Origin of the sequence: Paenibacillus caseinilyticus, assembly GCF_027533645.1 — a bacterium.
In the GTDB taxonomy this organism is placed as follows: domain Bacteria; phylum Bacillota; class Bacilli; order Paenibacillales; family NBRC-103111; genus Paenibacillus_G; species Paenibacillus_G caseinilyticus.
In genome coordinates this window covers 351,617-370,043 of record NZ_JAQAGY010000002.1, presented here as the reverse complement: position 1 = coordinate 370,043, position 18,427 = coordinate 351,617, and the positions used below count along the sequence as shown (strand labels likewise).

17 protein-coding genes are annotated in these 18,427 nt (G+C 59.1%); all 17 read right to left on the bottom strand.

From position 1 onward, the window contains the following. Window positions 1-180 precede the first annotated feature (180 nt). Entirely contained in the window at window positions 181-1,551 is a 1,371-nt protein-coding gene (locus O9H32_RS04365) for a class I SAM-dependent rRNA methyltransferase (protein ID WP_269864641.1), read from the bottom strand. 105 nt (window positions 1,552-1,656) lie between these two features. Then, window positions 1,657-2,088 (bottom strand): NUDIX hydrolase, encoded by a 432-nt coding sequence (locus tag O9H32_RS04360; protein ID WP_269864640.1) that lies wholly within the window; start codon window positions 2,086-2,088, stop codon window positions 1,657-1,659. A gap of 199 nt (window positions 2,089-2,287) precedes the next feature. Then, the gene (gene mtaB / locus O9H32_RS04355; protein ID WP_269864639.1) at window positions 2,288-3,694 is read right to left on the bottom strand and encodes a tRNA (N(6)-L-threonylcarbamoyladenosine(37)-C(2))-methylthiotransferase MtaB; all 1,407 of its coding nucleotides are present in this window, start codon (window positions 3,692-3,694) and stop codon (window positions 2,288-2,290) included. Continuing rightward, on the bottom strand, window positions 3,695-4,465 hold the full coding sequence (locus tag O9H32_RS04350) for a 16S rRNA (uracil(1498)-N(3))-methyltransferase (RefSeq protein WP_269864638.1): 771 nt from the start codon (window positions 4,463-4,465) through the stop codon (window positions 3,695-3,697). A 146-nt stretch (window positions 4,466-4,611) separates the two neighbouring features. Then, on the bottom strand, window positions 4,612-5,289 hold the full coding sequence (locus tag O9H32_RS04345; protein ID WP_269864637.1) for a site-2 protease family protein: 678 nt from the start codon (window positions 5,287-5,289) through the stop codon (window positions 4,612-4,614). 7 nt (window positions 5,290-5,296) lie between these two features. Then, complete coding sequence (prmA, locus tag O9H32_RS04340; protein WP_269864636.1) at window positions 5,297-6,277, bottom strand: 50S ribosomal protein L11 methyltransferase; 981 nt, start codon at window positions 6,275-6,277, stop codon at window positions 5,297-5,299. Window positions 6,278-6,459: 182 nt separating this feature from the next. Beyond that, the gene (locus O9H32_RS04335; RefSeq protein WP_269864635.1) at window positions 6,460-6,855 is read right to left on the bottom strand and encodes a hypothetical protein; all 396 of its coding nucleotides are present in this window, start codon (window positions 6,853-6,855) and stop codon (window positions 6,460-6,462) included. A 13-nt stretch (window positions 6,856-6,868) separates the two neighbouring features. Beyond that, window positions 6,869-7,024: a YfhD family protein gene (locus tag O9H32_RS04330; protein ID WP_269864634.1), complete on the bottom strand. Its 156-nt coding sequence runs from the start codon at window positions 7,022-7,024 to the stop codon at window positions 6,869-6,871. Window positions 7,025-7,370: 346 nt separating this feature from the next. After that, window positions 7,371-8,492 carry a molecular chaperone DnaJ gene (dnaJ, locus tag O9H32_RS04325; protein ID WP_269864633.1) on the bottom strand — a complete coding sequence of 374 codons (1,122 nt, stop codon included), beginning with the start codon at window positions 8,490-8,492 and terminating at the stop codon, window positions 7,371-7,373. A 129-nt stretch (window positions 8,493-8,621) separates the two neighbouring features. Continuing rightward, entirely contained in the window at window positions 8,622-10,460 is a 1,839-nt protein-coding gene (gene dnaK, locus O9H32_RS04320) for a molecular chaperone DnaK (protein WP_269864632.1), read from the bottom strand. Window positions 10,461-10,513: 53 nt separating this feature from the next. Further along, on the bottom strand, window positions 10,514-11,092 hold the full coding sequence (gene grpE, locus O9H32_RS04315; RefSeq protein WP_269864631.1) for a nucleotide exchange factor GrpE: 579 nt from the start codon (window positions 11,090-11,092) through the stop codon (window positions 10,514-10,516). Window positions 11,093-11,210: 118 nt separating this feature from the next. Further along, the gene (locus O9H32_RS04310; RefSeq protein ID WP_269864630.1) at window positions 11,211-12,755 is read right to left on the bottom strand and encodes a TCP-1/cpn60 chaperonin family protein; all 1,545 of its coding nucleotides are present in this window, start codon (window positions 12,753-12,755) and stop codon (window positions 11,211-11,213) included. Further along, window positions 12,752-13,789, bottom strand: coding sequence for a heat-inducible transcriptional repressor HrcA (gene hrcA, locus O9H32_RS04305; RefSeq protein WP_269864629.1), 1,038 nt, complete (start codon window positions 13,787-13,789; stop codon window positions 12,752-12,754). Before hrcA ends, O9H32_RS04310 begins: the two co-directional genes overlap by 4 nt. Before the next feature lie 194 nt (window positions 13,790-13,983). Continuing rightward, window positions 13,984-14,451: an N-acetyltransferase gene (locus O9H32_RS04300; protein WP_269864628.1), complete on the bottom strand. Its 468-nt coding sequence runs from the start codon at window positions 14,449-14,451 to the stop codon at window positions 13,984-13,986. Between the two features lie 282 nt (window positions 14,452-14,733). After that, on the bottom strand, window positions 14,734-15,906 hold the full coding sequence (gene hemW, locus O9H32_RS04295; protein WP_455072781.1) for a radical SAM family heme chaperone HemW: 1,173 nt from the start codon (window positions 15,904-15,906) through the stop codon (window positions 14,734-14,736). Window positions 15,907-16,028: 122 nt separating this feature from the next. After that, window positions 16,029-17,843 (bottom strand): translation elongation factor 4, encoded by a 1,815-nt coding sequence (gene lepA, locus O9H32_RS04290; protein ID WP_269864626.1) that lies wholly within the window; start codon window positions 17,841-17,843, stop codon window positions 16,029-16,031. 174 nt (window positions 17,844-18,017) lie between these two features. Then, a complete protein-coding gene (locus tag O9H32_RS04285; RefSeq protein WP_269864625.1) occupies window positions 18,018-18,395 on the bottom strand; it encodes a hypothetical protein in 378 nt (125 codons plus the stop codon). Window positions 18,396-18,427 lie beyond the last annotated feature (32 nt).

Sequence of the window (18,427 nt, the reverse complement as noted above, 5' to 3'; positions counted from 1 at the left end):
TCTGCATGGTCTGCAGCAACCCTCCACGTCATTATATCGCCTGTGGCATCGAAAAGAAAAGATATGGCGGAATCCGCAACGCCGCCTAACTCCCCCCGGCCCACACCACACAACATTCCACAGCAAAAACCCGCCTTTCCCCGGAAGGAAGCGGCGGGTCTCTAAGAATCCCAGCGTCTCTTACCGGCGGCTGCGGACTTCAAAAATAGCGAACTTCAAATAGTTGCCTTCGTCCACGCCGAGAATACGCGGGTGGTCCTTGGCGGCGCTGCGGAATTCCACCAGACGAAGCGTCTTGCCGGCATCCTGCGCGGCAGCCTGGACGGTCTCCAGGAACAATTCCGGCTTCATGTGATAGGAGCAGCTCGCGGTCACGAGATATCCGCCTTCATTGACCAGCTTCATCCCATGCAGGTTGATATCCTTATACCCCCTGCACGCACCTTCCACGCTGCTGCGGGACTTCGCGAACGCCGGCGGGTCCAGGATGACCACATCCCACGTCCGTCCCTTGGCTTCGAGGCGCACGGATGTATCAACCTTCTTCTGCGCGGCCTGCCCGCGTTCGGCACGCTGATCCAGGCCCTTCGCCTGCTGGCGAAGGTAATCGAAGGCATCGGCTACGACGAATTCGACCCGGTCCCCGAAGCCGTTCAGCTCCACATTGCCCCGGGCGGTCTCGACCGCATGCTCCGAGATGTCGAGGCATGTGACCTTCTTCGCCCCGTACTGGCAGGCGTGCAGCGTGAAGCTTCCGGTATGCGAGAAGCACTCCAGCACGGTGGCTCCGTCCCAATATGGGAACGTTACTTCGCTGCCGCTCTTGTTGAGCGGGACGAGCTTCGAGGTCCCGTCGTCGAGCACGAGCGGCTTCACTTCGATGCCGCTGCGGCGGCCCCAGCCCTTCATCAGCGGCTCAATGGCCGCACGGTTCTCGCGCTGGTCGAAGAAATAACCGGTCTTCTGGCCTTCTTCGATATCGACCTGCATCAGCAGACCGTTCTCCCGGATCGTGATATGCCTCGGGCACTCCCCGTAGAGCAGTCCTTTGCGCTGATCGAGCCCTTCAAGTCCACGGACGGACACATCGCTGCGTTCATAGATGCCTGCGGGCGCCATCACTTCGACCAGTGCCTCCACCAGGGCCTCACGCGCCCGCTCCATCCCGAGCGTCAGTACCTGAACCACAAGTACATCCTCGAACTTGTCGACGATAAGCCCCGGCAGGAAATCCGCCTCACCGTAGACGAGCCGGTAGGAACGCGTATCCGGCAGGAAGCGTTCCCGGTGTTCCCTGCACTCCCGGAAGCGGCGGACGAACCACTCGCGCGTCAGTTCTTCCATAGGCTCCAAGGACACAATCCGAACAGCCAGCTGGGAAGCGGCGTTGTAATACCCCGTAGCCAAATACTGTCCATTGGCGGCATGTACGGCGATCAGTCCGCCGGGAACCGCTTCGCCGTCCACCCGGTCGATCTCGGACTGGTACACCCACGGATGGCCTTCTTCGATTCTTTTCTTGCGTTTCTTCTGCAATACCACTACTGCCATGAGAGGCCTCCGATTTTCATTGAATAGAACGGCTAGCCCAAAGGCCGCCATCCGCTCAGACAGGATATAACGATATGTACAAGGGTAGACACCCGGCTGGCCGTTCTATCCGTTCACCTGGAATCCGAGAGCGGTAAGCGCTTTGTGCAGCACTGTGTCATTGTTGCCGTACCCCGCATTCTTCTGTTGATGCCACGCATCCATCGGCCGGAGCCATTCCACCCCGCGGATTTCTTCCACTTGGGCCTGCAGGGTGCCCCCGGTCGCTTCCACCAGGTAATAGTGAACCTCTTTGTCCACAACCCCTACGCCGTTCAGCGTGAACTGATAGGTGATGGTCTCCAAGGGCTCGCGGATCGTTCCCGTGATTCCCGTCTCCTCCAGAATCTCCCGGATGGCGGTTTCTTCCACGGTTTCCCCCGGTTCCATTTTTCCTTTGGGCAGGGTGATCTTGCCGTAACGGTCCTGGATCATCTGCACCTGCACTTCCCCGTCGACCTTGCGGTACACCACGCCTCCCGCTGAAATTTCTTTCATCGAACCACCCTTCCTTCTCCAAATGGAAAGGACTTCACCCGCCGGACCCAGAACCCAGGCGTATCCGCCTGCATCTCAGCCCGCCTGATGAAATCCCTCTGTCCTATTCATACCCCAAATATGCCCATCCGGCACCTCCGCCCGCTCCTGCGATCCGCCCGTCATCAGACAGCAGCTAGAATCGTCCGGAGGCAGCCAGCTATACGATCGCCTTGGCCGCCTGTCCCGGAATGGACTCCGCCGAGCTTTGCGCTGCCAGACGCTTCGGCAGCGTCACGACGCCCGCCTCGCCCGGTAATTCCACGAGCGTTCCCCGGCATTCGTTCACGCCGGCTTCCGTGACGCGGACGCGGCATACGCGGCCGATCCACTCTTCACTGCCCTCGAATACGAGCTGCAAGTAGTTGTCTGAATAGCCCATGACGAGGCCGCTGCCCGGCTGGCCTTTGTAATCGCGCTCAGGGATCACTTCCAGCACTTCGCCGACAAACCGCTCGGCATAAGCCAGCTGCATCTTCTCCGACAGGTCAATGAGCTCATGAACGCGCGCATTCTTGATCTCCTCGTCCACTTGATCCTCCATCCGGGCAGCCGGCGTACCGGTCCGCTTTGAATAAGGGAACACGTGCATCTCGGAGAAGCCCATCCGTTCCATGAACGCATAGCCTTCGCGGAACATCTCTTCCGTCTCGCCCGGGAAGCCGACAATGACATCCGTCGTGATGGCCACGCCCGGCATAATGCGGTGGATGTGCTCGATCTTCGCCGCGAATTCGGCCGTTGTATATTTGCGGCGCATCCGCTTCAGCACGTCATCGCTGCCGGCCTGAAGCGGTATATGCAGATGGCGGGCGATCTTGTCCGAATGCTGGAGCACCTCGAGCACCTCATCCGTGATCTGGCTCGCCTCGATCGACGAGATCCGGACGCGCTTCAGCCCCTCAACCTTGTCGAGATCCCACAGCAGCTTCGCGAGGCTGTAATCTTCCATATCCTCGCCGTACCCGCCGGTATGAATGCCCGTCAGGACGATCTCCTGGAAGCCCGAATCGACCAGCATCCGTGCCTGAGCCAGCACGCTCTGCGGCTCCCGGCTGCGCATGAGGCCGCGTGACCACGGAATGATGCAGAAGGTGCAGAAGTTATTGCAGCCTTCCTGAATTTTGAGGAACGCCCGGGTACGGTCGGCAAAATCAGGAACGTCAAGCTCCTCGAACGCCCGTGTCTTCATGATGTTGCGCACGGCGTTGATCGGCTGGCGCTCGGTTTCGAGCTGCTTGACGAGGCCCATAATTTTGTCACGGTCCTGCGTGCCGATAACCAGGTCGACGCCCGGGATCGCCAGGATCTCTGCGGGAGACGTCTGGGCGTAGCAGCCCGTTACCGCCACGATGGCCTCCGGATTGCGTCGCACCGCCCGGCGGATCATCTGGCGGCTCTTCTTGTCTCCGGTATTCGTTACCGTGCACGTGTTAATGACATACACATCGGCCGTAGCCTCAAAGTCCACCTGCTCATAGCCTTCCTGCTTAAACAGCTGCCAGATCGCTTCCGTATCATAGAAGTTTACCTTACAGCCCAGTGTGTGAAAAGCGACTGTTGCCATTTATTCTTCTCCTCCCATCTCTCCGGCTTCATATAAAATACAGGTCAGGCCCACCATCGCAGCCGTCTCCGTACGCAGTATCCGTCTCCCCAAGGCGACGGGCCGGCAGCCTGCAAGCTCCGCTTCCGCGGCTTCGCGTTCGCTGAATCCGCCTTCCGGTCCGACGATCAGGAGCAGCTTTGCCCGTCCTTCATCCGCCTTCCGGCCGCTGAGCACACCGCGGATCACGGACCGCAGCGCCTGCTCGCCCTGCTTCTCATAGCAGAACAGAGCCGCATCCGCCTCCCGGGCCAGCTCCATCACGCTCTTCCACGTGCGTACGCCCTCGACCGAGGGGATCCGGTTACGGTGCGCCTGCTCCGCCGCCTCTTTGGCGATCTTCTGCCACCTCTCGGTGCGCTTGCCTTCCTTCTTACCGTCGAGCTGCACGACGGTCCGCTCCGAAGTGAACGGAATGAAGCGGGAAGCGCCGATCTCCGTTCCCTTCTGGATCACAAGCTCCATCTTGTCTCCCTTGGGCAGACTCTGTGCTACCCAGACTTCGACCCGGGGCTCGCTTTCCATGGGAAGCTCTTCTGCGACTTCCGCCGTTACCAGGCCGCCTTCGAGTGTATGAAGACGCACCAGCGCCTCCCGGCTCACACCGTCGCTGACGATGCACTCGTCGCCCGGCCGTGCGCGCATCACTTTGATCAGGTGGTGCGCGTCATCGCCCGTAATGGTTACCGTCGTACCGGCCCACTGCGCCGGCTCGATGAAATATCTCTGCATGCGGATTACCCTTCATTTCCAAGTAGAAATAGTCAGACCGCTTGTACATAGCGAACATGTAAAAACGGTCATCCTCCATCATACACGTTTTGCGGCGGAAATACCAGTATTCCCATCATTCCCCTGTCCCGCTCTCCGCTCCGCCGTTATCTCATCCCAAGCAGTCCTGCCGCCAGCCCCTTCATCCCCAGAATGATCGGATGCTGCATGGCGAAGATCGGCCCGAGCGTTACAGCCCGCAGCGGCGGGATGAAGAACATGAGCAGAATCGCATAGAAGAGCCACTGCTCATAAGGCTTCACCCGCAGCATTACTTGCCGGGGCAGCAGATCTTCGAGTATCCGGTAGCCGTCGAGCGGCGGGAATGGAATCAGGTTCAGAATGAAGAGCAGTACGTTCATGCCGATCATATATTCGAAGAAATACGCCAAGGCCTTCTTGCTCCCCAGGGAGAACGAATCCACAGCTCCGAACCGCATCAGCGCGTAATAGATGATGACCGAAATCAGGGCTAGAATCAGGTTGCTGAGCGGCCCGGCTATCGAGACCAGAATCCCCATCAGCCGGGGCGAAGCGAAGCGGCTGCGGTTGACGAGAACCGGCTTCGCCCATCCGATGCCGATGACCAGGAAGAAAATCGTCCCGAGCACATCGAGATGCACCCGGGGATTCAAGGTCACCCGGCCCATGGAGCGGGGCGTCGGGTCGCCGAACTTGTCTGCGAGAATCGCGTGTGAGAATTCATGAACGGTGAACCCGATTAGCAGCGCCAAGAACACGAAGGGCAGTTCATCAACGGGATAGGCCAAAAAGTTCCAATCCACGCTCCACCTACGGCTTTCTCGCGATGATCACGACCCAGTCTCCCTCGACGTTGCGGCCGGTCACCTCGAAGCCCTCGGCCTGCAGCGCCTCTTCGACGACCGCCTGCTTCGGCAGGATAATACCCGATACGATGTAAGTCCCCCCGGACTCCAGCGCATCATAGACATCCTTGACGAACATCAGGATAATCTCCGCCAGAATGTTCGCCACCACAATCTTCACAGGCAGCTTGACTCCAATGGACGCCCCGCTCTCTGCCTGCGTTCCGTTCTCCTTCAGCACGCCGAGCAGGTCGCTGAGCTTCACGGTAATCTGCTCCTCGAGGCCGTTCAGGTGCGTATTCTCCGTGGCGGAAGAAACGGATACCGGATCAAGATCCAGCGCAAGCACATGCTTCGCACCCAGCTTGGCCGCGGCGATCGCCAGAATCCCCGAGCCTGTCCCGACGTCGATGACCTCTTCACCTCCTTGAATCACGCTCTCCAGCGTCCTCAGGCACAGTGCCGTCGTGGCATGGGTTCCCGTGCCGAATGCCATCCCCGGATCGAGCTCCAGAATGATCTCCTCCGGACCCGCTGTGTACTCTTCCCAAGTCGGCTTGATCGTCAGGCGCTCGGAGACACGCAGCGGCTTGAAATACTGCTTCCAGGCGTTCGCCCAATCTTCGTCATCCACATCCTGAAGCTCATACGTAGGGTGGCCCGTATCGATATCGAACTCGGCGAGCTGCTCTACGCGTTCTTTCAGTTCATTGATGATCGGCCCCATCTCGGTGCCTTCGTTGAAGTAGCCTTTGATCACGGCGCGCCCTTCCGGAATATCGTTCAGCGGCGTCTCGTACCACTGGCCGAGCGAGGTATCCCGCTTCTTGTTCAGCGTGCCCGATTCTTCGATCGAGACACCGCCTGCACCGAGTTCATGTATAAAGTTAGAGATCATCTCGATGGCTTCTTCCGTCGTATGTACGGTAATTTCATGGTAACGCACAGGGTAGTCCCTCCTACAATTTCGCTATCTTCCTAGCGTGCATAAGCTCTAGTATACAACAAGAAGAGGCCCGGGTAAAAATATGGCGCCTGCGCCAACGCAAAAACGGCCCCCCGCATGAAATCTTCACGCGAAGAACCGTTGTCAACGGCTGCTTCTGATACCACGCGCCGGCGTGCCAGCTACGCCGTGCCTCCGGCTTCCCGGATAATCTGCGACGCGAGCTCCGCCACCGACTCGTCAATAATGACCGTCATCAGCGTATCCCGGCGGGATACATCTTCCTCGGAGAAAGATTCCATGACATCGGCCATGGTACCGCCGAACCCGCTCGCATCGGTCTCAGTGGCCGCCAGAATACCCGAATTCCGGTCCAGCCCGGAGGCGCCCAAAGTCAAATAGCCCAGCGAGGGAATATCCCCTGAGATCGGATTCATCGTCTCCTGGACACCCGGCCCCGGATATTCGCCGAACTTGTCTACGCGCACTTCCGAAGCGCGCAGCGCTTTGAGCTTGCCGATACAGCTCTCGGCCTGCGCCGGAGAATGAAAATAGGCCATAATGCTTTTATCTGCCATGACGTATCCCTTCCTATTCCTGCTCTTGTCTGGCATCGGCCAGATCCGCACGTTCCTGTGCTTGCAGATCGTTCGCATCCGCCAGCTCGCTGGAGAATTCCACGTCCTCATTTTTGGCGATAGGCAGCTGACCTTCCGCTCTGGACCGCTCCTGCTTTCCGCGACTCATGGTCCACACTCCCTTCCATACAATCTGGCGGACATACGCCGCTTTGGTATTGTCCGCAAATTCCAGGGGAATATGCGCAGGACGGAAGCGCAAACCCTAGAGCACAACACCTTTGCTGTGTGCTGAGCGGTACTCTTGCACATGGGAGGGAATGCGTATGGGATTCCAGCCGCTGTTGACCTCGTGTCCCATTGAATTGATTTAGAGGTGAGGACACGAGGTCAAAGGCGGCACGTAAACTTGCCCCCCTACGCACCCCGGTTTGCGCTGCTCCCTGATTTGAAAAAATAAAAAAACACGGCAGCTATGTATCTCGCTGCCGTGCCTACACTGCTATAAAGGACCATTAATCGCCCAGGAACGCCTTCTTCATCCGCTCGAAGATCGACTGATTCTGCTCGTGCGTATGCTCGCCGCTGGTGCGGGAGAATTCGCGGAGGAGCTCCTTCTGATCGTCGTTGAGGCTTGTCGGCGTCACGACGACCACTTTGACATGCTGGTCGCCTTGACCGTACCCGCGCAGACGCGGCACGCCCTTGCCCTTCAGCCGGAAATACGTATCGGTCTGGGTGCCCGCCGGGATCTTCAGCTTCACCTTCTCTGTCAGCGTCGGGATCTCGATCTCATCACCCAGCGCCGCTTGGACGAACGTCAGCGGCACTTCACAATAGATATCGTCGCCTTCGCGCTCGAAGAAGTCATGCGACTTCACCCGCAGCACCACGTAGAGGTCGCCCGGGGGGCCTCCGCGGGTTCCGGATTCGCCTTCGCCCGACACCCGCAGTTGTGCGCCGTCGTCCACACCAGCCGGGATGTTCAGGTTGATCTTGCGCTGCTTCTTGACCTTGCCCGCCCCGTGACAAGTAGAGCACTTGTCCTTGATGATCTGTCCCTGCCCTTGGCAGGCGGAACAGACGCGGCGGTTCACGATCCGGCCGAACGCGGTATTCTGGACGACTTCCTGCTGCCCGCTGCCATGGCAGACGCCGCAGGTCTCCGGCTTCGTACCGGGCTTGGCACCGCTGCCGTGACACGTGTCGCAGTTCTCGGTCCGGGGAATCTGGATCTCCGTCTTTTTGCCGAAGATGGCTTCCTTGAATTCGATGTTCATCGTATACTGCAGATCGTTGCCCCGCTGCGGTGCGTTCGGGTTCCGGCGTCCGCCGCCGCCCGCTCCGCCGAAGAACATATCGAAGAGGTCGCCGAAGCCGCCGAAGTCCTGCGCACCGCCGCCGCCCATGCCCTGATTCGGATCCACATGGCCGAACCGGTCATACTGGGCTTTGCGCTGGTCGTCGCTCAGCACATCGTAAGCTTCCTTGGCTTCCTTGAATTTTGATTCGGCATCGGCCGCTTTATTGACGTCCGGGTGGTACTGGCGGGCCAGTTTGCGGTACGCCTTCTTGATATCTTCCTGCGAAGCGTCCTTGCCGACCCCCAGCACCTCATAGAAATCACGTTTGCTCATCGTTCCACTCCTACTCCCGGGCCTTCGGGCGGCCGGCCGCTTCGTCTTTCTGCCGGCACGCTGTTCGACCCATCTTCTACAGACGGAAAGTCAAAGCCGGCCTGCGGCTTTGACTCCCTGACACTTCTCTTACTTCTTGTCGTCTACCACTTCGTAGTCGGCATCCACTACGTTGTCTTTTCCTTTGGAAGAAGCGCCTTGAGCCTCGCCGCCCTCAGGAGCGCCGCCCTGCTGTGCCGCCTGCTCATAGAGCTTCACGGACAGCTGCTGCACGATTTCGGTCAGCTGCTCGGTTGCTGCTTTGATCTCGTCGAGGTTGTCGCCTTCGAGCGCCTTCTTGACCTTCTCCTTGGCTTCGTTCGCCTTCTCGATCTCGGATGCGTCGACTTTATCGCCGAGGTCCTTGATCGTCTTGTCGACGGAGTATACGAGCTGGTCGGCGTTGTTGCGCACTTCGACGAGTTCTTTGCGCTTACGGTCTTCCTCAGCGTGTGCTTCGGCTTCCTTCATCATGCGGTCGATCTCTTCATCGGAGAGGCCGCTCGAAGAAGTGATTGTGATCTTCTGGCTCTTGCCTGTGCCTTTATCGGTCGAAGTCACGTTCACGATCCCGTTCGCATCGATATCGAAGGTAACTTCAATTTGCGGCACGCCTCGAGGAGCCAAAGGAATGTCGCCGAGAATGAAGCGGCCGAGGGTTTTGTTGTCGGCTGCCATCGCACGCTCGCCCTGCAGGACGTGAATTTCCACGCTCGGCTGGTTGTCGGCGTACGTTGTGTAGACCTGCGACTTCGTTGTAGGGATCGTCGTGTTGCGGTCGATCATCTTCGTGAAGACGCCGCCTGCCGTTTCGATACCAAGGGACAGCGGAGTCACGTCGAGCAGTACGACGTCTTTGACGTCGCCCGTCAGGACGCCCGCTTGCACTGCAGCGCCGAGGGCTACGACTTCATCCGGGTTCACACCTTTGTGCGGATCCTTGCCAATCAGACGTTTCACGGCTTCCTGCACAGCAGGAATACGGGTGGAACCGCCCACGAGCACGACTTTGTCGATCTTGTCGGCCGACAAGCCGGCATCGCTCAGCGCTTGGCGCGTAGGGCCCATCGTTCTCTCTACGAGCGTCGCGGACAGTTCTTCGAACTTCGCACGCGTGAGGGACAGCTCCAAATGCTGAGGCACGCCGTCTACTACCGTGATGAACGGCAGGGAGATTTGCGTCGTAAGCACGCCGGAGAGCTCTTTCTTCGCTTTCTCGGCCGCATCCTTCAGACGCTGAACCGCAGCTTTATCCTTGCCGAGGTCGATGCCGTGCTCTTTTTTGAACTCGGCTACGAGGTGGTCGATGATCACTTGGTCGAAGTCGTCACCGCCGAGACGGTTGTCGCCGGAAGTCGCCTTTACTTCGAAGAAGCCGTCGCCGAGCTCGAGGATCGATACGTCGAACGTCCCGCCGCCGAGGTCATAGACAAGGATCGTCTGGTCTTCGGACTTCTCCAGGCCGTAAGCCAGAGCAGCTGCCGTAGGCTCGTTGACGATACGCAGCACTTCGAGGCCTGCGATCTTGCCCGCATCCTTCGTCGCTTGACGCTGGCTGTCGTTGAAGTAAGCCGGAACTGTAATAACGGCTTGGGTTACAGACTGACCGAGATAGGCTTCCGCATCGGCTTTCAGCTTCTGAAGGATCATCGCCGAAATTTCTTGCGCGGAGTAGTCCGTATCATCGATCTTTTCTTTGTGGTTCGTACCCATGTGGCGCTTGATCGACATGATCGTGCGGTCCGGGTTCGTGATCGCCTGGCGCTTCGCCGTCTCGCCGACTACGCGCTCGCCGTCCTTCTTGAAGCCTACGACCGATGGAGTCGTACGGTTTCCTTCCGGATTGGGAATAACTACAGCCTCGCCGCCCTCCATGACGGCTACGCAGGAGTTCGTGGTTCCAAGGTCAATACCGATTACTTTACTCATGAGGAAAAGGCCTCCTTAGAATTTCATGTGAACACGTGGTGATGATCTATAGGTTATGAGCTCACTTTAACCATGGCCGGACGAAGCACTTTATCTTTGAGGAGATAGCCCTTTTGGACTTCTTCCACAACGGTGCCTTCTTCGTGTTCTTCCGACTCCACCTGCATGATCGCTTGGTGGAATTCAGGGTTGAAAGGCGTGCCCACCGTTTCCATCGGCTTCAGGCCCTCGTTGGCAAGGACACCGTCCAGCTGGCGGAATATCATGTCGACTCCCTTGATCAGGGCGTCGTAGTCTTTATTGTCACGGCTGGCTGCCATAGCCCGCTCGAAGTTATCCACAACGGGAAGAAGCTGTTCGATCAGTTTCAGCGAAGCGTACTTGGCGAAGTCTTCTTTCTCCTTCTGCGTACGCCGGCGGAAGTTGTCGAAGTCGGCTTGTGCACGAAGCGCGCGTCCCTGCTGTTCTTCGAGCTGCTTCTTCAGCCCTTCGATCTCCAGGTTGACCGCATCCTGCCCGGCTTCGGCAGCTTCCGTTTCGCCGCTTTCATATGTAGCGTTCGCTTCCTGTTCGGCCGCGTCGCCGGCTGCTTCCGGGTTGATCCCTGCGCCGTCTTTTTGTTCCGTATTCAATATTGTCACCTCCTTAACCGAATCGGCCGGAGGCTGTCTATGCAGCCGCCCAGGCCTTGTCCCTGTATTGTATTGTAACCATACTTGGAAGGAACGCAAACCCCATCGGGTCAAAACGCTAGTCATCGGCCCTCGGCTGCCGCATCTTGATGACCGTGTGGATCCGCAAGATCGCCGCGGCCACCTCGCCTGCGGCCTGCAAAGCGTGGAGCTTGACGTCGGCCGGGTCCATGACGCCGATCGACGCCATATCCGTGACCACGCCCGTGTCGCAGTCGATGGCCAAGGCGTCGTTGCCCGCGGCAATCTGCGCCGCTTTGACTTCTTCGACCTTCTCCAGCGGGTTGTATCCCGCATTGACGACGATCTGGGCGAGCGGCCGCCGCAGCGCTTCGGCGACGGCTGTAATGCCGAAGCCCTCCATGCCCTGCACCGTCTCCCGGTACCGTTCAAGCTCATGGGCGACGGCCGCTTCGGCGGACCCGCCGCCGGGAAGGATGCCGCCGCGGAGTGCAGCCTGCACGCTCGAGGCGGCATCCTTCGCGATGCGCAGGCGCTCGCCGATCACCTCGCTCGTCGATGCGCCGACCACGATCGTGACCTGCGCGCGGCCTTTGCCCTCGCCCATCCGGACGCTCTCCAGCCGCTCGTCGTACGAGACATGGCCGGCATAGCCGAGATAGCCGGAGAGCTCCTCCGCCGGCTTGCCGAGTCCCGTGCGGCGCAGCGGCCGCGCTCCGGTATAATCGGCAATGCGCCGGAGTTCGCCGCGCGGCAGCCGCTGCAGCACCATGATGCCGTGGTCCGTGCAGAACTGCTCCGCTTCGGGGTCGACGCCCCGCTCCGAGGCGACGAAGCCTACCTGCAGCTCCACGAGTTTGTGTAGCACGGCTCGGAACCGCTCCCTGAGCTCCATCTGCTTCTGGAAGCCGGAGTCGGTCATCAGCGCCTCTTCATGCACCGCTTCCGGTTCGAAGGCGTCCTGGAACAGGAGCACCCGGGCCGCGTCGGGCGGAAAATCCGGCTGGGCATTGGCCGGGCGCTTCTGGATGAGCAGCCCGGGCCATACTTCGTTGCGCGCCCGGCTGCTCGAGACGATCATATCGGAGAAGCGGAACTGAGGGTCCCGCATCTTCGGCAGCCCGAGCCGCTTCGCCCCTTCGATCACCAGCCGGGCCAGGTCATCCTGTTCCCGACCGGCCACATAGGCGATCGCGTACAGCCGCGGATCGTCCAGTCCGTCCAGCGGACGGGCCCGCCCGGCCAGCATCCGCAGACCGGCGGCCACGCCCTCTTGGACGCCCCGCACGACTTTGGCGACGGGAACGCCGCGGGTGACCTGGGCGGTGCCTTCGGCGACGATCGCCCCGGCGAGCACGGTGGCTGTCGTAGTCCCGTCGCCGATCTGCTCCTGTTGGGAGCGGGCGACCTGGATCAGCAGCCGGGCGGCGGGGTGGGTCACATCCATTTGCTCAAGGATCGTGACCCCGTCATTCGTGATAATGACTTCCCCGCGCGGCCCGACCAGCATCGTATCGAGGCCCTTGGGTCCGAGCGTCCCTTCGACGGCGGACGTGATCGCCCGGATCGCCCCCGCATTGTTGCGGAGCGTCGCGTAGGCTTCCTCGCCCTCTTGGCCGGCCGGCTTCACCCCGCCGCTCATGAATACCAGCGTCCCATCAGCTTGGTCATATCCTTCGATAAGTAGTCAAGCAGTTGAGTCACCCGGGCGTAATCCATTCGGGTCGGACCAAGGATGCCGATCGTGCCGAGCAGCTGCCCGTCAATCGAATACGATGCTGTAATCAGCGAGCAGTCGTTCACTGCTTCCATCTTGTTCTCGCTGCCGATCCGCACCTGAATGCCGCTGGCGCCCGAGGCCCCTTCGAACAGCTGGATAATGCGCGGCGCCTCGCCGAGAAGGTCGAGAATGCTCTTGACCTTCTCGACATCCTTGAACTCCGGCTGGGTCAGCATATTCGTCGTGCCGCCGAGGAAGATGCGCTCTTCTTCGCCGGGATTCGTCACGTGATCGAGCATGCCGAGCAGCTCTTCATAACCGGATACGTACGAGCTCATCTCCGCCGCGATCTCGCTGTAGAGCTTCGACTTGAAGTGCAGCAGCGGGACGTTCTTCAGCCGTGCGTTCAGCAGGTTGACGAACTTCTCAATCTCGGACATCGGGATGCCCTCGGGAATGGTCACCGTCTTGTTCTCGACCTGGCCGGTGTTCGTCACCACGATTGCCACGGCCGTCCGCTCGTTCAGCGGCACGATCTGCAGATGCTTCATCGTCGTGCTGAGCGTCTCCGGCCCCATCACGATGGAGGTGTAGCTCGTCATGTTCGAGAGAATCATCGCCACCTGCTGGATGATCCGCTCCATCTCCTGCATCTTATCGGCGAAGAAACGCTTGATGAGATCGACCTCATGAAACTCCTGCGCCGTCGACGCCAAGGCCATGAGATGGTCCACGTAATACCGGTATCCTTTCTGCGAAGGAATCCGGCCCGCTGATGTATGCGGCTGCTCCAAAAAACCCATTTCTTCGAGATCGGACATTTCGTTGCGGATGGTAGCGGGAGAGAACCCTACATTACCGCGTTTCGAAATGCTGCGGGAGCCTACCGGCTCTGCTGAACGAATGTAATCATCTACGATGGCGCTGAGAATCTGTCGTTGGCGTTCGGTCAACATGGGTTTTACCACCTCCGAAGGGGCTGCCTCTTCTTAACTTTACTTTATATAGACTCACAAAAAGCTCAATTGAAAAATAACATTGCAAAGGGCCGCGCAGAGGAAGGACCCTCTGACGGGCTTGTCGTTAGCACTCCTTCGAAGTGAGTGCTAACCTAATACAAAAATAACAGACCGCGAGGGTCTGTGTCAAGTCAATCCAGTCGTTTAAGCACCGCGATTTCGTCGCAGCAGTGCTGTTTTTTGCAGTGAATGCAGTCCCGCCAAACCTTCTCCGGAAAAATCTCCTTCGGCACCACGCTGAAGCCGCTGCGTTCAAAGAAGGTGACCTCATAGGTCAAGGCCATGAGCTTCGGAATCCCTTGTTCTCTCGCTTCTCTTTCGAGCAGGGACACGATGGCTTTGCCGATGCCCTGTCCCTTATAGCCCTCCGTCACGCCGAGCGACCGGATCTCCACGAGATCCTGGCCGAGCCGGGTGAGCGAACCGCAGCCTACGAGCTCATCGTCGATCTCTGCAACGACGAACGTGTCCAGCTGTGCCTTCAGCGTCTCCCGGGTGCGCGGAAGCATAATCCCTTTTTCCGCATACCCTTGAATAATGTGATACAGGTTATCAATATCCTGCTCTACCGCTTTGCGGCAGGTTAACGTCGTCGTCACAACAGATCCCACCATTCCACTAAGTCTGCCTTCAAGAGAAACGCCTCTTGCACCCGGAATGAACCCGGCGCAGCCCGCTTTCCTCAAGGCCGATGGAGCAGGCTGCCGCAGCTGTGGCCTTCTCTATCAACCAAACGAAATCTTCTTCCGCCGTCCTGCTTGTATAAGGACAAGCTTCATTGGTCTGAAGCTATTGAAGCGGAAGGAGCCGTCCGGTGATCGCCCCTCTCATCGACTGAAGAAAAATCATATGAATAAATATACAACATAACGTATAAAACCTCAACCCATTTTTTGCTCCGCCAGCCCTAAAAATTCTCCGAACACTTCGTTCCCGAGCAGAATGCCGCGGGAGCTGAGCCGGTATCCTTCCTCCGTACGTTCGAGAAGCCCCTTGCCCTGCAGCTTCTCCAGCACGCTGCCGAAAACCGACTCGAGGGTGCGGCCGAACTGCATCCCGAAGTCGGCCTGTCTCACGCCGCGCAGCATCCGCAGTCCCACCATCATGAAATCTTCCATCGCCTCTTCCACGCTGATCTCCTCGCCGCTTAGAAGCGGCAGGCCTTTGCGGGTAGCGTCGATATACGGCTGCACTCCCTTGATGTTGACATGGCGGCGTCCGTGCACATAGCCATGCGCCCCAGCGCCAAGACCGTAATAGCTCTGGTTGCGCCAATACATCGCATTATGCCTGCTCTCGTAGCCGGGCCGAGCGAAGTTGCTGATCTCGTACTGGCCGTATCCTTCGCTCTTCAACCGCTCCATCAGGCCCAAGAACATCTCGAGCTCCGCCTCTTCTTCGGGCAGCTTCAGCTCGCCGCGCTGGTACAGCGTATGGAACAGCGTATTCTCCTCGACCTTCAGGCTGTAGATGGAATAGTGGGGCAAGTCCAGCTGGAGCGCCTTCGTCAGCGTGTCCTGCATGATCTCCGGCGTCTGCCCGGGCAGCCCGAACATGAGGTCGATGGACAGATTCGTGAAGCCCGCCTTCCTCGCATTCTCCAGGCTCCGGTAGACGTCATCCGTATTGTGGATGCGTCCGATGCCTTCCAGCAGCCCATTATCAAAAGACTGTACGCCGAACGAGATCCGGTTGACCCCGCCCGCCCGCATGGCCTGCAGCTTCTCGAGATCTGTCGTGCCCGGGTTCGCTTCCATGCTGAATTCGATATTCCCGGACCACTGCGGGAAGTACCGGCGCACGCTGCCGAGGAACACTTCCATCTGCTCCGGCGTCAATACGGTCGGGGTGCCTCCGCCCACGAAGATCGTCTCTATCTCGCCCGGGGGCACCAGACGGACCGTCTCGGCCATCTCCCGCTCGAGCGCTTCCAGATAGTCCATCACCGGCTGCCCTTTGAGCACATAGGAGTTAAAGTCGCAGTAATGGCATTTGTTCGTACAAAATGGAATGTGAATGTATACCGCCGCCGGCGTTTGTTCACGGTGCATCATATGCATCGGCGTTTCCTCCTGCGCCCGTCCGGGGCGCTCTTCTTAGTCAATTATCCAAAATCAAAAGCAGGTGCCCGTCTCCCGGCATGCGGGGAGTCTGAAAGCACCTGCCAGCTTGTATCTTAGTTATCGTCGAGCTTCAGGACCGCCATGAACGCTTCCTGCGGCACCTCTACGCTGCCGACCTGCTTCATGCGCTTCTTGCCCTCTTTTTGCTTCTCGAGGAGCTTCCGCTTCCGGGAAATATCGCCCCCGTAACACTTGGCAAGCACGTTCTTGCGCATCGCCTTCACCGTCTCGCGAGCGATGATCTTCTGGCCGATAGCGGCTTGGATCGGCACCTCGAACATCTGGCGCGGGATAAGCTCCCGCAGCTTCTCGCAGATGATGCGGCCGCGGTTGTAGGCGCGGTCGCGGTGCACGATGAACGACAGGGCGTCGACCTGCTCGCCGTTGAGCATGATATCCATCTTGACGAGGTTCGACTGCTTGTAGCCCGACACCTCGTAATCGAACGAGGCGTAGCCGCGCGTACTGGACTTCAGCTGGTCGAAGAAGTCGTAGACGATCTCGGACAGCGGAATGTCGTACTTCAGCGTCACCCGCGTCGCATCGAGATATTCCATCGTGTTGTATTCGCCGCGCTTGTGCTGGCACAGTTCCATAATCGTGCCCACATAATCCTTCGGTACGATGATGGACGCTTTGACATAAGGCTCTTCGACGAAATCGATCTTGCCCGGTTCCGGGAACAGGGACGGATTCTCGATGTTGAGCACATTGCCGTTCGTCTCATGCACTTTGAACACAACGCTCGGGGCGGTGGTGATCAGCGGAATGTCGAATTCGCGTTCGATACGCTCCTGGATGACGTCCATATGCAGCAGACCGAGGAAACCGCAGCGGAAGCCGAAGCCCAGCGCCGTGGACGTCTCGGGCTCGAAGCTCAGCGAGGCATCGTTGAGCTGCAGCTTCTCGAGCGCTTCGCGCAGGTCGTTATAATCGTTGGTCTCGATCGGATACAGTCCGCAGAAGACCATCGGATTGATCTTCCGGTAGCCCGGCAGCGGCTCCGGCGTCGGGTTCTTCGCATCGGTGACCGTATCCCCCACCCGCGTATCGCCGACATGCTTGATCCCGGCTACGATGAAGCCTACGTCGCCCACTTCCAGGGACTCGACGGTGCTCATCCGCGGCTTGAACGCGCCTACTTCGATGACGTCGAAGACCGCATCGGTGGCCATGAACTTGATCTTGGAGCCGGAGCGGATCGACCCGTCCACTACCCGGACATAGACGATAACGCCCTTGTACGGATCATAGTGCGAGTCGAAGATGAGCGCCTTGAGCGGGTTGGCCGATTGCCCGGTCGGGGCAGGCACCTTCTGCACGACCTGCTCTAGAATTTCCTTGATGCCGATGCCGGCCTTGGCGGAAGCCAGTACGGCTTCGCTCGCGTCGAGACCGATGACATCCTCGACCTCGGTCTTCACCCGCTCGGGATCCGCGCTCGGCAGGTCGATCTTGTTGATGACCGGCAGAATCTCGAGGTTGTTGTCGAGCGCAAGGTACACGTTCGCCAGCGTCTGGGCTTCGATGCCCTGCGCCGCATCGACGACGAGCAGCGCGCCTTCACAGGCGGCAAGGCTTCGGGAGACTTCATAGGTAAAGTCGACGTGTCCCGGGGTGTCGATCAGGTTCAATATATAGTCTTCGCCGTCATCGGCGCGGTAGTTCAGCCGTACAGCCTGCAGCTTGATCGTAATGCCGCGTTCGCGCTCGAGATCCATCTGGTCGAGCACCTGTTCCTGCATCTCGCGCGAGGTAAGAGCTCCGGTAAATTCGAGAATACGGTCCGCCAGCGTCGATTTTCCGTGGTCGATATGGGCGATAATGCTAAAGTTTCTGATCTTCTTCTGTCTGGCTTGAATATCCATCGGCAGCTAAACCTCACTAACCTGCAATTTTGAACAATACTTCTTATTATAGCAGTTGTAACGTCCCGCATCAATGCACCCCTGCCGAATGCCTCCTGCCCTCCCCAAAAAGAAAATCAGATCCGCCGCGCGGACCTGATGACCTGATGAACCGGATAAGCCCCTGTCTTCCGCCTATTCCAGCACGGCCTCCACCATGGATACGAACCACCGGATCCCGTGCCGCGTCGCAATCTGAAGAAGCTCGCCCGTCTTGTTGCCGAGCCGGTTGATGCCCGTATCCGCCGCCCCTTCTTCGGCCGGACGCGGCAGCGGCCGGTCCGCCCCCTTGGCCTTGGCCACCGCGGCCGCCGCCGGGACAGGCGGCAGCGGGGACGTCTTGCCCGCCGGCGCCGCCGTGTAGGTCCGCGGCGTGGGAACCGCCGCCTGCGTACGGACAAGCGGCCCGTTAATCCGCTCGGTTCCCTGCGTGGCCAGGGAGACGCCGAAGAAAATGCAGAATCCCATGGCCAGCGCCACCCCGCCGATCGTCACCATCGCATTGCCCTTCACTCCGTCGTCCCCCTGTCCCTGGATTTTGAAGT